Source organism: Oceanobacillus iheyensis HTE831, assembly GCF_000011245.1.
In the GTDB taxonomy this organism is placed as follows: domain Bacteria; phylum Bacillota; class Bacilli; order Bacillales; family Amphibacillaceae; genus Oceanobacillus; species Oceanobacillus iheyensis.
The window spans coordinates 1993077-2006931 of the sequence record NC_004193.1 but is presented as its reverse complement, the minus strand read 5'-3'; the positions used below and the strand labels follow the sequence as shown (position 1 = coordinate 2006931).

Here is a 13855-nt window from a genome sequence, read left to right as displayed (position 1 = left end):
TTTTTGTAATTCATTCTTCAATTATTGACCGATAAAACTAATTACTACGCCAATAGCAAAGATCAAAAAGAAGAATAAAAATGAAAAAGTAAAACCTTTAATTGAATCAACTACATCATTACCTTTATACTGCACATCTTTTTCAAACTCGTTCAACTTGTACCCCTCCTATTATCACAATTTAAGTATAAATGAATTACTTTAAAAAATCTACCTCATTAGACAACACATATGAAAGCCAATTTTAGCAAGAGTTAACATCTATACTTTTACTATTATCGGAAAACCTAACGATAAGTAAAAAACATCGTCAATAGGGATAGTTTCTAGAGCTTTTCCTATGGCGTTTAATATAGATGAGCTAGGGGGAGAAGACATCCAATGCAAATATATTTTTCTCCTCCTAATAAATAAAATATCACTTGCTATTCATTTCATTCCATTTTAACATATTGATATAATATACATAGGTGTGTGAATGAAATGTCAATAACGAATATAGTAAATGATATTAAGAAGTCCGTTCAACCTGTTTACCTTGCATTTGGGACGGAGTCATATTTTTTAGAAGAACTGAAACAGGCTCTGATTAAACAAGTATTAAATGGTGATACAAGTAATTTATCGTTATACGATTTAAATGAAATGCCGATTCAAGAAGTTCTTACAGATGCAGAGACATTCCCTTTTTTTGAAGAAAAAAAACTGATTATAGCTACCAATGCATCATTTTTAAAAGCAAGACCGGACAAGCTTTCTTTTGAACATAATACTTCTTATTTAGAAGAGTATGTTCAAAATCCTCCAGATTATACAGTTTTATTAATTATTGCTCCTTACGAAAAATTAGATGAACGCAAAAAGATAACAAAACAACTTAAAAATAATTCTCAACTTGTGGACTGCCAGGAAATTAGAGAACAGGATGCAAGAAAATGGCTAGAATCAATCATATCAAAAAACAATATAACAATGGATGCAAAAGCTAAAGATATGCTAGAAGCAGAAGTTACGACTAATATTCAGCTATTACAGAGTGAAATAGAGAAAATGGCGTTATACGTTGGAGAGGGTGGACATGTCAGTGAGGAAGATGCTCAACGATTGATTTCTCACACTCCAACAAGCACCTCATTAGCAATGGTAGATGCAGTTATGCATGGAGAAATTCAGCGAGCAATGAGAATTTATAAAGATTTAGAAAAGATGAATGAAGATCCTATTGCAATGATCGGATTATTATCTTATCAGTTCAGAATGATCCTTCGGGTAAAATTAATGAAGCAAAAGGGATATACACAGTTCCAAATGCAAAAACAAATTGGTGCTCATCCATATGTTATTAAAATTGCAATGTCAAGAGAAAAAAATATTTCACAGGATAAATTAGAACAGATAATCCAGCGACTAGCTGAAACGGATAGTGTAATGAAACAAGGAAAGATGGAAAAAAGTTTAGCGTTTGAACTATTACTTATGGAATTAATAGTTGCATAAATAAAGCCGAATGAACTCCAAGGTTCATTCGGCTTTTTTTTCTAAAAGGAGATCTTTATCCTAATAGTATTATAATGCGTTTATTTTGTTAGCTAAACGAGATTTTTGACGGTTAGCAGCGTTTTGGTGGATGATACCTTTTTGAGCTGCTTTATCAATGTGTTTTGATGCAGATTGGAAAAGAGACTTCGCATTATCTGTATCGTTTGCTTCTACTGCTTTTTCTACACGCTTAACTTCTGTACGCATTGCAGAAAGTTGTTTGCTATTAGAAACACGTTTTTTCTCGTTAACTTCTACACGTTTAATTGCAGATTTAATATTTGCCATTTCATTCACCTCCTACAAAAGCTTTCTATAGTTCCAGATTCGATTATTCAAATACTTCTATTTTAAGTTCTCCTTTTCTCATCAGGACAACAAGTATTGTACCAAAGCTAACGTCGGTTTTCAATAGAATTGTTGCTTGTTCAAGATAAAATAAAGTATGAATTTATTAAAACGGCTCATTCTAAGAATGGAATTATAATTTGAAAGGATGAGAATATGGAAGAACAACAAATCCCTTTCCAGGTTCGTACTGACTTAGCAATTGAAGCGAAGGATATGTACACAGAATCAAAACCTGAAGAAACAAATGATAAAGAGATAAAAGGAGTAACATTTAAAGAAAGATCGGTTAAAGATATTAAGGTATCCTATGTAGATATTGATGAAGAGGGAGAAAAACTGCTTGGAAAAAAACCAGGTTCCTATGTAACCATATATGCTGATGGAGTAAAAAAACAAGATACGGATCGTCAAGGACAAGCAGCCCAGGTACTAGCAAAAGAACTAGAAGACCTAATGAGAAAAAATAACGTTACTAAAGAAAGTACTTGTTTAGTTGTTGGGTTAGGAAATTGGAATGTTACCCCGGATGCTTTAGGGCCAATGACTGTAGAGAAAGTATTAGTAACCAGTCATCTGTTTCGATTACAATACGAGACTGTAGCGCAAGGCTACCGTGATGTTGCTGCTGTTACTCCGGGGGTTATGGGAGTAACCGGTATAGAAACAAGTGACATTATATTTGGGATCGTTGAAAAATATAAACCTGATCTTGTAATAGCTGTTGATGCATTAGCTTCTCGCTCTATTAATCGGGTAAATGAAACGATTCAACTTTCCGATACGGGCATTCATCCTGGTTCTGGAGTTGGGAATAAACGAAAAGAAATCAGCAAAAAAACATTAGGTATTCCCGTAATCGCTATTGGCGTACCTACTGTTGTTGACGCAGTTACGATAACAAGCGATACGATTGACTATGTTTTAAAACATTTTGGTAGAGAATGGAAAGAAAAAGATGACCCATCTAAATCTTTAACTCCTGCAGGAATGTCGTTTGGAAATAGAAAATTAACAGATGAAGATTTGCCGAATATGGAAAAAAGAAAGACGGTTTTAGGAATTGTAGGAGAGCTATCAGATGAAGAAAAACGAAAACTTATCACAGAGGTTCTTACGCCGTTGGGGCATAATTTAATGGTAACTCCAAAAGAAGTAGATGGATTTATGATCGACATGGCAGAGGTTCTAGCTAATGGTATAAATGCTGCATTACATGAAAAGGTTGATGTTGACAACTTTGCAAACTATTCTCGTTAGCTCTATTAAATACTCTATTTTTTATAATTACACGGTTCTACTTTTTAAGTCCCTCTCATAGATTATACTAAGAGTCGGATGAAAGGTGGAGTCGTGTATTCTTATGAAAAAAAACATCAAGCCCTTTATACAAGTCTTTTCAAGGAGAAGTGGACTATACCTAGCAAGCGTACTTGTATTATTTTTAATGATTAGTATCTTAACTACAGTTCAACCGGCTTATCGTTTTTCTTCAACAATATTGTCTGATTGGACAAGAAATATAGATGAATTGGTTTTTTATAATATGTTAGGTATGGAAAATCGAGCATACAAGAGTTCCTTCCCCGATGATGAAGAATTGCCAAAGTTATCATCTATATTTTTTCAGCTGACAACTAATTTACAACCAAGTGATCCAAGGAGTCTATTAGGGAATGAATTACCTGGTTTTTCCATATATGATAGTCAAATTCTAATGGCAAGCGGTGATAATCATTTTACAAGTTTTCCTATTGAATCTAATCCTCCTTTGGAAGAAGTGTTGAAGGATAGAGAAGCTGTTGTAGAAGATGACGTTGATGAAGAGCTTCCTCCAGAAGAAGATATAGAGCAAACTACTGGTGATCGAGATGTTGTGTTTCTCTATACAACACATAATCGAGAATCGTTTTTACCACATTTGCCAGGTGTGGAAGATCCTAACTCTGCGATGCATGCCGAGATTAATATTTCTAAAGTCAGTGAACGACTAGGACAATCTTTAGAACGAAAAGGTATTGGTACTTATGTCGATAATACAGATTTTGGTCAACAACTAAATGAACAAGGGAAAAAATATCACCAGTCCTATGAAGTATCTCGAGAAGCAGTAGAAACAGCATTTTCTGGAAATAAAGATATTCAGTATGTATTTGACTTACATCGTGATGCGTTACGTAGGGATAAAACAACTATAGAAATTGAAGGCGAAAGCTATGCCAAACTGATTTTTGTAGTTGGAACAGCACATGAAAATTACGAAGAAAATATGAAAACTGCTACAGAGTTAAATGCACTTATTGAAGAAAAATATCCTGGATTAAGTAGAGGTATTTATCCAAAAGATGGATCAAATGGAAATGGTGTATATAATCAAGATGTTTCTGGTAATGCACTATTAGTTGAATTTGGGGGAGTAGACAACACGATGGAAGAACTTTATCGATCCGCTGATGCGTTAGCTGAAGTATTTAGTGAATATTATTGGGATGCAGAAGAAGTTTCCAATCCTTAGGAGGTAGTAATATGCGTGGTTTAATAATATTGTTGATTATGGTTATATTTTTCTTATCAGGGTTTGTATTTGGAATGCAAAAAGATGAACAAGCATCAACAATAGAAACTACTGAAACGACACCTGCTATAGAAGAACCAGCTACGCCTGTATCTCAACAACCATCAATGGAACAAGAAGCAAACGTATATGAAATCGAAGAGGGCCAATATTCCTTAACTAATAAAACAGCATCGGTATTAGAAGCTACGGTTAAAAAAGTATTTGATATTATTGTTGGGATTATGTATGAAATCTCGAAAATCTTTTTTTGATAAACCTATTTTGTTTTAGTTAACAATTGAATCTCAAGGCGTCAATTGCTATAATCATCCTAGTAATTGACGTCTTATTTTAATATAGTATATATAGAAACGTGTAGGATTAAAAATAGGAGTGTGCATGAAATGGCGAACAAAAAAAGAAACGTCAGGAATTTTTCGATTATCGCTCATATAGATCATGGGAAGTCTACTTTAGCTGATCGAATACTTGAAAATACAAAAACAGTAACAAAACGTGAAATGAAAGATCAACTATTAGACGGAATGGATTTAGAACGCGAACGTGGAATTACAATTAAATTAAACGCAGTTCAACTAGCTTATACAAGTAATAAGGGTGAAGATTTCATTTTTCATTTAATAGATACACCAGGACATGTCGACTTTACATATGAAGTCTCACGAAGTTTAGCTGCTTGTGAAGGAGCGATTTTAGTAGTTGATGCTGCTCAAGGAATCGAAGCTCAGACATTAGCCAATGTGTATTTAGCGATGGAAAATGATCTTGAGATTATTCCTGTTATTAATAAAATTGATTTGCCTAGTGCAGATACTGAAAAAGTCAAAAAAGAACTAGAAGATGTACTAGGAATTGATGGTGACGATGTAATATTAGCTTCTGCAAAAGCAAATATTGGTATTGAAGAAATTTTAGAGCGTATTACAGAGGTTGTACCAGAACCAGCTGGTGATGGTGAAGCACCGTTAAAAGCTTTAATTTTTGATTCTTTATATGATTCGTATCGTGGTGTTATCGCTTATGTGTGTGTGAAAGAAGGTTCTATAAAAGTTGGCGATAAGATTCAAATGATGGCGACTGGTAAAGAATTTGAAGTTAATGAAGTTGGAGTATTCACTCCTAAAACGGTGGTGAAAAAAGAATTACACGTAGGAGATGTTGGTTATTTAACAGCTTCTATAAAGAATGTAGGAGATTCTCGTGTCGGGGATACGATCACTCATGCAAATCGAAAAGCAAATGAAGCTTTACCGGGTTATCGAAGATTAAATCCTATGGTGTTTTGTGGTATGTATCCAGTCGATACCAATGATTATAATGACTTAAGAGAAGCTTTAGAACGACTTGAATTAAATGATTCGTCATTACAGTATGAGCCAGAAACTTCACAGGCATTAGGTTTTGGATATCGCTGTGGTTTCTTAGGTCTTTTGCATATGGAAATCATTCAAGAACGAATAGAGCGTGAATTCGGTATCAATTTAATTACAACAGCTCCAAGTGTTATATTTGAGGTTGAAAAAACAGATGGAGAAGTATTAAATATCGATAATCCATCAGAAATGCCTGATCCTCAAGTTGTAGAACAAATACGTGAACCTTATGTTGAAGCGACTATAATGGTTCCAAATGAGTATGTTGGTCCAGTTATGGAGATTTCACAGAAAAAACGTGGTAATTTTATTGATATGCAATACTTGGATGACATTCGAGTAAATGTCGTTTACCATATACCATTATCTGAAATAGTATTTGATTTCTTTGATCAACTAAAATCTAATACAAAAGGATATGCGTCATTTGACTATGAATTAATTGGCTATCAACAATCGAACTTAGTTAAGATGGATATTTTATTAAATGGAGATACAATAGATGCATTATCTTTTGTTGTCCATCGTGATTTTGCATATGAGCGCGGAAAACAAATTGTAGAGAAATTAAAGGAGTTAATCCCAAGACAACAATTTGAAGTACCAGTACAAGCTGCGATAGGCAATAAAATAGTAGCACGATCAAATATTAAAGCGGTGCGTAAAGACGTTACTGCTAAACTCTATGGTGGAGACATAACTCGTAAGCGTAAATTATTAGAAAAACAAAAAGAAGGAAAGAAACGCATGAAAATGGTTGGTTCCGTAGAAGTACCACAAGAGGCATTTATGGCAGTACTGAAGATGGATGATAACTAAAAAGAAACTTGTATAAATAGATAGAGGGGGGACTGATAGAGTAATATCTATCAGTTTTCCTTTTTATTAGAAGGGTCGATTAATTTTGGATTCAATAAAAGCAGTATATATACACATTCCATTTTGTAAACAAATATGTCATTACTGCAATTTTGTTAAATATTTTTATATGGAAAACAAAGCTGACGATTATATTGAAGCGCTAATCCATGAGATAGATTGCACTGTAATTGGATATAATGTTCATGTGGATACCATTTATATGGGTGGAGGTACACCTACCGCTTTAAATATACAACAACTCAAAAAACTATTTAATTTTTTAGGTAGAAAATTTAATTTAGAATCTTGTAAAGAGTTTACGATTGAAATAAATCCCGGTGACATCGATCATGAAAAAGCTCAGCTACTTTCTTCGTATGGGGTTAACAGAGTTTCATTTGGTGTACAAGTAATGGACGATGACATGCTACGAAAAATTGGAAGAATGCATTGTGTAAAAGACGTCTATGAAACAGTAGACTTATTAACCAAAAATGATTTTCGAAATATTAGTCTCGATTTAATCTATGCATTACCAAACCAAACAGTAGAACACTTTGAAAAAACATTACACGATGCGCTTCAATTTGGATTACCACATTATTCAACCTATGCATTGCAAATTGAACCGAAGACAGTGTTTTTCCATAAGCAGAATAAAGGTCAGCTACAGCGCCCTCCAGAAGATGCAGAAGTGGAAATGTATCGGATATTACAACACGAGATGAAAAAACGTGGCATAAGGCAGTATGAAATAAGTAATTTTGCAAAACCAGGATATGAAAGTAAACATAATCTTACTTATTGGAATAATGATTATTATTACGGTTTTGGTGCAGGTGCGCATGGATACATTCCAGGTAAGCGTACTTCCAATAGTAAGCCACTTGGTACATATATGCGTGCTGCTAAAGAAGAAGGAAGTGCAATTGACGAAATCGAAGAAATCACTAAAAAAGATCAAATTGAAGAAGAGCTATTTTTGCAACTACGTAAAACATCTGGAATTGATAAGAAGATGTTTGAGCAAAAATACGGGGTATCTCTTGAGCAATTGTATGAAAAAGAATTACAGGATTTATTAGAACAAGGTTTACTAAGATTGATAGATGGGAATTACCGTTTAACGGATAGAGGAATGCTATTGGGGGATCAAGTATTTTCCAAATTCTTAATGCTACAATCTGCTGGTGATAAAATTATTCAATTGGAAAGCTAAACTGTTTGACAAAGAAAAAGGGATTTGATAATTTATTTATAGAATTAGCACTCAATAATCAAGAGTGCTAACAGAGGTGATCATCATGTTAACTGAAAGGCAACTGATCATTTTACAAGTCATTATTGATGATTTTATTGAAACTGCACATCCCATTGGGTCTCGTGCATTATCAAAAAGCGAATACCTTCCGTATAGTGCAGCAACTATCCGGAATGAAATGGCTGACCTAGAGGATTTAGGTTTTCTTGAAAAAACCCATACTTCATCAGGTAGAATTCCTTCAGAAAAGGGTTATCGTTATTATGTAGACCACCTTATAGGTCCTATGAATCAACACGAAGCGGGAATATTACGTAAGTATACTGACGGAGAGTTTTTTGAATTTGAACAAGTAGTACAAATGACTGCAGAAGTATTATCTGAACTAACAAATTACACTTCGATAATCTTAGGGCCAGAAATGTTTGAAGCTACGTTAAAACAAATTCAAGTACTAACATTATCCGATCATACCGCTGTAGCAATTCTAGTAACCAGTACAGGTCATGTAGAGCACCGTTCGTTTGCCCTACCTGAAGGTATAGCTTCTTCAGATTTAGAGAAGTTAGTGAACATTTTAAATGATCGTTTAAAAGGCGTGCCGATTATTCGATTAGGAGAAGTTATTTCTACTGAAGTCGCACAACTAATGCATCGTTATATGGATGATTTTGAAGCTTCCTTTGATTTACTTCGAGCATTCTTTATGAACGAACACCCAGTTAAGTTGTATTTCGGTGGGAAATCAAACATCTTAATGCAGCCTGAGTTTAACGATGTAGATAAAATTCGATCATTTTATGCCTTAATCGAACAAGAAGATGAAATAGCAAATCTCTTGAAAAATACGCATCAAGGTATTAAAGTATCGATTGGTAATGAAAATAAAGTTGAGGCGATTAAAGATTTAAGTCTCATAACTGCATCTTATCATGTAGGAGATAATCTTATGGGTACAATTGCATTATTAGGGCCAACAAGAATGGAATACAAAAAAGTAATTTCATTAATGAAGGGAATTTCCGATGAAATGACCAACACGTTAGATAGGTGGTATAAGGGAGATTCTTAACTTAAGTTCTTAATAGAACGTCTTGGTTTTCTAAATAGTGCAATCATGATATAGTCAATGATGGAAATTGAAAGCGAGGTGCCACTAAAATTGAACGAAAAAGATAATCAAACAACTTCTGAACCAGAAAATGAACAAGAAATAATTGATGTAAATGATTCTGGTGAACAGCCAGAGGAGAATGAAACAGAACAACCTCAAGAAGAAGCTGTTGAAAATGATGAAATAGCTAAATTACAACAAGAAAAAGATGAAACTTACAATCGTTTAGTACGTCTTCAAGCAGAATTTGATAATTACAAACGAAGAACGCTAAAAGAAAGAGAAGCGGATCGTAAGTATAAATCACAAGATCTTATTACAGAACTTTTACCAGCTATTGATAACTTTGAACGAGCTTTACAGGTTGAAGTTACAGAAGAAAACAAAAGCATTATTGATGGAATAATGATGGTGTATCGCCAACTACAAGAAGCTCTAACATCTCAGGGTGTTGAACCAATTAAAACGGAGGGTGAGGTATTTGACCCGAATCTTCATCACGCTGTAATGCAAATTGAAGATGAAAATATGGATTCCAATACAGTTGTAGAGGAATTACAAAAAGGATACCAGCTTAAAGATCGTGTTATTCGCCCTGCGATGGTAAAAGTGAATAAATAATCGAAAGTTATTGCAGTTAAGGAGGAAACAAACAATGAGTAAAATTATTGGAATTGACTTAGGAACTACAAATTCATGTGTATCAGTAATGGAAGGCGGCGAAGCTGTTGTTATTCCGAATCCGGAAGGTAACCGTACGTCACCATCCGTAGTCGCTTTTAAAAATGGTGAACGCCAAGTTGGTGAAGTAGCTAAACGACAAGCAATTACAAATCCAAATACCATTCAATCTATTAAGCGTCATATGGGAACAGATTATAAAGTGAAAATTGAAGAAAAAGAATACACTCCTCAAGAGGTTTCTGCGATTATTCTTCAATACATTAAGTCGTATGCAGAGGATTACATCGGCGAAAAAGTAGAAAAAGCTGTAATCACAGTACCTGCTTACTTTAATGATGCAGAGCGTCAAGCTACAAAAGATGCAGGTAAAATTGCTGGACTAGAAGTAGAACGTATTATTAACGAACCTACTGCAGCAGCACTAGCATATGGTATTGACAAAGAAGATCAAGATCAAACAATTCTTGTTTATGACCTTGGTGGCGGTACATTTGACGTTTCTATTCTTGATATTGGCGATGGTACGTTTGAAGTAGTATCTACTGCAGGTGATAATCGTCTAGGTGGAGATGATTTTGACCAAGTAATCATCGATCATATGGTACAAGAATTTAAGAAAGAAAATGCAATTGATCTTTCTCAAGATAAAATGGCAACACAGCGCTTGAAAGATGCTGCAGAAAAAGCGAAGAAAGATTTATCTGGTGTGACACAAACTCAAATCTCATTACCATTTATTACAGCAGGAGATGCTGGTCCATTACACCTAGAGATGACAATGTCTCGCGCGAAATTTGACGAGCTGTCTTCAGATTTAGTTGAGCGTACGATGCAACCAACGCGTAAAGCATTAAGTGATGCAAGCTTATCCAAGAGCGATATTGATAAAGTAATTCTTGTCGGTGGTTCTACTCGTATCCCAGCTGTACAAGAAGCGATTAAAAAAGAATTAGGTCAAGACCCTTCAAAAGGTGTAAATCCAGATGAGGTTGTAGCACTTGGGGCTGCAATTCAAGGTGGAGTTCTTCAAGGAGATGTAAAAGATGTTTTACTACTTGATGTAACACCATTATCATTAGGTATCGAAACAATGGGAGCAGTAACTACTAAGTTAATTGAACGTAATACAACTATTCCAACTAGTGCGTCTCAAACTTTCTCTACTGCAGCTGATAATCAAACAGCTGTTGATATTCACGTCCTTCAAGGTGAACGTGAAATGGCTTCAGACAATAAAACGCTTGGACGTTTCCAATTAACTGATATACCACCAGCACCACGTGGTATGCCGCAAATTGAAGTAAGCTTTGATATTGATGCTAATGGTATTGTTAACGTGCGTGCAAAAGATCTTGGTACGAATAAAGAACAATCCATTACAATTAAATCTTCTTCTGGCCTTTCTGATGATGAAGTGGACCGTATGGTAAAAGAAGCAGAAGAAAATGCAGATGCAGATAAACAACGTCGTGAAGAAGTAGATTTAAGAAATGAAGCAGATCAACTTATCTTTACAACAGATAAAACAATCAAAGATTTAGATGATAAAGTATCTGAAGAAGATAAACAAAAAGCAGAATCTGCTAAAGATGAATTAAAACAAGCGCTTGAGTCTGGTGATATGGAACAAGTGAAAGCGAAAAAAGATGCTTTAGAAGAGCATGTTCAACAATTGTCTGCAAAGCTTTATGAACAAGTTCAACAAGAAGCTCAACAAGCTTCTGGCGAGCAAGGTGAAGAAAGTGGAAACCAGGACGATGATGTTGTAGATGCTGATTATTCTGAAGTAGACGATGATGATAAAAAATAATAGCTGATGAAATAAATGAAAAGTCAAAGTCAGGATTTTCTTGACTTTGGCTTTTTTAAGGATATATGGAAATAACTATTTGCTTTAGACAAATAGTTGATGATAAGATAAAACTTATGCTATAAGTGTGTCGGGAGAGTGATGTAAGATGGGCAAAAGAGATTATTATGAGATTCTAGGGATTGATAAATCTGCATCTCAAGATGAAATAAAGAAAAACTATCGTAAATTAGCTCGTAAGTACCATCCAGACGTGAATAAAGAAGCGGATGCAGCAGAAAAGTTTAAAGAAGTAAAAGAAGCTTACGAAGTACTTAGCGATGACCAAAAGCGTGCTCAATATGATCAATTTGGACATTCAGGACCACAAAGCCAAGGCTTCGGAGGATTTGGCGGTGGAGCACAAGACTTTGGAGGCTTCGGAGATATATTTGATATGTTCTTTGGGGGTGGAGGTCGTTCTCGTGATCCCAATGCTCCGCAACAAGGTAATGATTTACAATATACAATGATTTTAGACTTTGAAGAAGCGGTATTTGGTAAAGAGACCGATATTGAAATTCCAAAAGAGGAATCTTGTGATACATGTAATGGATCAGGTGCAAAACCAGGAACAAAACCCGAAACATGTTCGCATTGTCATGGATCTGGTCAATTAAACCAAGAACAAAATACGCCATTTGGACGTGTTGTGAATCGCAGAGTATGTAACTATTGTCAAGGAACTGGTAAAATTATACCTGATAAATGTAATACTTGTGGTGGCTCAGGAACAGTACAAAAGAATAAGAAAATCCATATCTCCATTCCAGCCGGAATTGACGAAGGTCAACAAATTAGAGTGGCAGGCAAAGGGGAATCTGGAAAAAATGGTGGACCAGCAGGAGATTTATTTGTGGTAATTAAGGTTAGACCACATGATTTCTTCGTACGTGAAGGGGATCATATTTTCTGTGAATTGCCTCTAACCTATGCTCAGGCTGCATTGGGAGATGAATTAGAAGTTCCTACAGTACATGGAAAAGTAAAAGTCAAAGTACCAGCTGGAACACAAACTGGAAAAACTTTCAGAATCAAAGGAAAAGGTGCACCAAATGTACGTGGCAGAGGCCATGGCGATCAGCATATTAAGATCAAAGTGATGACACCTACAAACCTTTCAGAAAAACAAAAAGATTTACTCCGAGAGTTTAATGAACTTGGAGGAAATGAATCAACAGATGAACAAGATGATAATATTTTCCAACGATTTCGTAGAGCTTTTAAAGGAGAATAACGGCGCAAATTTTGCGCCGTTTACATAGATATTTTTCCATTAGACGGGTGGTAACCACAAATGAAATGGTCAGAGATAAGTATTCATACAACAAACGAGGCGATTGAACCAATTTCGAATATTTTACATGAAACAGGTGCAAGTGGTCTTGTTATTGAGGATCCATTAGATCTCGAGAGGGTGGAGAAAGCTGAATTTGGGGAACTTTATGATCTTGACCCGGCGCTATACCCTGAAGAGGGAGTACGTATTAAAGCATATCTTCCTATGAATAGTTTTTTAGGAGAAACAGTTGAAGAAATAAAGTCTGCTATTAATCAATTGTTGATTTATGATATTGACTTAGGTAAGAATGAAGTCTCGTTGAGTGAGGTTCATGAAGAAGAATGGGCAACGGCTTGGAAGAAATATTATAAACCAGTTAAAATATCAAATCGAATCACAATTACTCCTACATGGGAAGAGTATACACCAGTATCTAGTGATGAATTGATTATCGAATTAGATCCAGGTATGGCTTTTGGTACTGGCACACATCCAACTACAGTCCTTAGTATTCAAGGATTAGAGGCGTATGTGAAACCAGGAGATTTAGTAATGGATGTAGGTTGTGGATCAGGGGTTTTAAGTATTGCAGCTGCCAAATTAGGTGCAGATAAAGTAAATGCTTATGATCTTGATGAAATTGCTGTAAAAAGTACAAAATTAAACTCCAAGTTAAATCAGATCCATGAGTCTGTTAAGGTGAAACAAAATAACTTGCTAGAAGGTGTTCAGCAAGAGGCGGATGTTATTGTATCCAATATTTTAGCGGAAATTATCGTACGTTTTGTCGATGATGCATGGAGTAATTTAAAAGCAGGCGGATATTTTATCACTTCTGGAATAATTCAAAACAAAAAACAACTTGTTATAGATAATTTAACAAAACAAGGATTTGAAGTTATATCTCTAAACGAGATGGAAGACTGGGTTTCGATTGTCGCTAAGAAGCCAAGTGAAAAGTAGGTG

At 35.0% G+C, this 13855-nt stretch carries 13 protein-coding genes; 11 read left to right on the top strand and 2 right to left on the bottom strand.

Features of this window, described 5'->3' with window-relative positions:
- Window positions 1–21: 21 nt before the first annotated feature.
- Window positions 22–156 carry a YqzM family protein gene (locus tag OB_RS18195; RefSeq protein WP_011066375.1) on the bottom strand — a complete coding sequence of 45 codons (135 nt, stop codon included), beginning with the start codon at window positions 154–156 and terminating at the stop codon, window positions 22–24.
- Window positions 157–483: 327 nt separating this feature from the next.
- Between OB_RS18195 and holA the strand changes: the two genes are divergently transcribed.
- Window positions 484–1497: a DNA polymerase III subunit delta gene (gene holA / locus OB_RS10190; protein ID WP_011066374.1), complete on the top strand. Its 1014-nt coding sequence runs from the start codon at window positions 484–486 to the stop codon at window positions 1495–1497.
- 69 nt (window positions 1498–1566) lie between these two features.
- Here holA and rpsT read toward each other — a convergent pair whose 3' ends face one another.
- On the bottom strand, window positions 1567–1827 hold the full coding sequence (gene rpsT / locus OB_RS10185; RefSeq protein ID WP_011066373.1) for a 30S ribosomal protein S20: 261 nt from the start codon (window positions 1825–1827) through the stop codon (window positions 1567–1569).
- Between the two features lie 216 nt (window positions 1828–2043).
- Here rpsT and gpr point away from each other — a divergent pair, with 216 nt between their 5' ends.
- From gpr to prmA, 10 genes are all read left to right on the top strand, one after another.
- Window positions 2044–3147 carry a GPR endopeptidase gene (gpr, locus tag OB_RS10180; RefSeq protein ID WP_011066372.1) on the top strand — a complete coding sequence of 368 codons (1104 nt, stop codon included), beginning with the start codon at window positions 2044–2046 and terminating at the stop codon, window positions 3145–3147.
- Between the two features lie 103 nt (window positions 3148–3250).
- The gene (locus OB_RS10175; RefSeq protein ID WP_011066371.1) at window positions 3251–4402 is read left to right on the top strand and encodes a stage II sporulation protein P; all 1152 of its coding nucleotides are present in this window, start codon (window positions 3251–3253) and stop codon (window positions 4400–4402) included.
- Between the two features lie 11 nt (window positions 4403–4413).
- The gene (locus OB_RS10170) at window positions 4414–4716 is read left to right on the top strand and encodes a hypothetical protein (protein WP_011066370.1); all 303 of its coding nucleotides are present in this window, start codon (window positions 4414–4416) and stop codon (window positions 4714–4716) included.
- A gap of 132 nt (window positions 4717–4848) precedes the next feature.
- Window positions 4849–6657: a translation elongation factor 4 gene (gene lepA, locus OB_RS10165; protein WP_011066369.1), complete on the top strand. Its 1809-nt coding sequence runs from the start codon at window positions 4849–4851 to the stop codon at window positions 6655–6657.
- An 85-nt stretch (window positions 6658–6742) separates the two neighbouring features.
- On the top strand, window positions 6743–7918 hold the full coding sequence (gene hemW / locus OB_RS10160; protein ID WP_011066368.1) for a radical SAM family heme chaperone HemW: 1176 nt from the start codon (window positions 6743–6745) through the stop codon (window positions 7916–7918).
- Between the two features lie 85 nt (window positions 7919–8003).
- Window positions 8004–9032: a heat-inducible transcriptional repressor HrcA gene (hrcA, locus tag OB_RS10155; RefSeq protein ID WP_011066367.1), complete on the top strand. Its 1029-nt coding sequence runs from the start codon at window positions 8004–8006 to the stop codon at window positions 9030–9032.
- Between the two features lie 90 nt (window positions 9033–9122).
- Entirely contained in the window at window positions 9123–9695 is a 573-nt protein-coding gene (grpE, locus tag OB_RS10150) for a nucleotide exchange factor GrpE (protein WP_011066366.1), read from the top strand.
- A 34-nt stretch (window positions 9696–9729) separates the two neighbouring features.
- Entirely contained in the window at window positions 9730–11568 is a 1839-nt protein-coding gene (gene dnaK, locus OB_RS10145) for a molecular chaperone DnaK (protein WP_011066365.1), read from the top strand.
- Window positions 11569–11716: 148 nt separating this feature from the next.
- Entirely contained in the window at window positions 11717–12844 is a 1128-nt protein-coding gene (gene dnaJ / locus OB_RS10140) for a molecular chaperone DnaJ (protein WP_011066364.1), read from the top strand.
- Between the two features lie 60 nt (window positions 12845–12904).
- Window positions 12905–13852 carry a 50S ribosomal protein L11 methyltransferase gene (gene prmA / locus OB_RS10135; RefSeq protein WP_011066363.1) on the top strand — a complete coding sequence of 316 codons (948 nt, stop codon included), beginning with the start codon at window positions 12905–12907 and terminating at the stop codon, window positions 13850–13852.
- Window positions 13853–13855: the final 3 nt, after the last annotated feature.

Coding starts and splice junctions, on each gene's coding strand:
- gpr (WP_011066372.1), top strand. CDS start 2,044: ATGGAAGAACAACAAATCCCTTTCCAGGTTCGTACTGACTTAGCAATT.
- OB_RS10170 (WP_011066370.1), top strand. CDS start 4,414: ATGCGTGGTTTAATAATATTGTTGATTATGGTTATATTTTTCTTATCA.
- prmA (WP_011066363.1), top strand. CDS start 12,905: ATGAAATGGTCAGAGATAAGTATTCATACAACAAACGAGGCGATTGAA.
- lepA (WP_011066369.1), top strand. CDS start 4,849: ATGGCGAACAAAAAAAGAAACGTCAGGAATTTTTCGATTATCGCTCAT.
- OB_RS10175 (WP_011066371.1), top strand. CDS start 3,251: ATGAAAAAAAACATCAAGCCCTTTATACAAGTCTTTTCAAGGAGAAGT.
- dnaJ (WP_011066364.1), top strand. CDS start 11,717: ATGGGCAAAAGAGATTATTATGAGATTCTAGGGATTGATAAATCTGCA.
- dnaK (WP_011066365.1), top strand. CDS start 9,730: ATGAGTAAAATTATTGGAATTGACTTAGGAACTACAAATTCATGTGTA.
- holA (WP_011066374.1), top strand. CDS start 484: ATGTCAATAACGAATATAGTAAATGATATTAAGAAGTCCGTTCAACCT.
- hrcA (WP_011066367.1), top strand. CDS start 8,004: ATGTTAACTGAAAGGCAACTGATCATTTTACAAGTCATTATTGATGAT.
- rpsT (WP_011066373.1), bottom strand. CDS start 1,827: ATGGCAAATATTAAATCTGCAATTAAACGTGTAGAAGTTAACGAGAAA.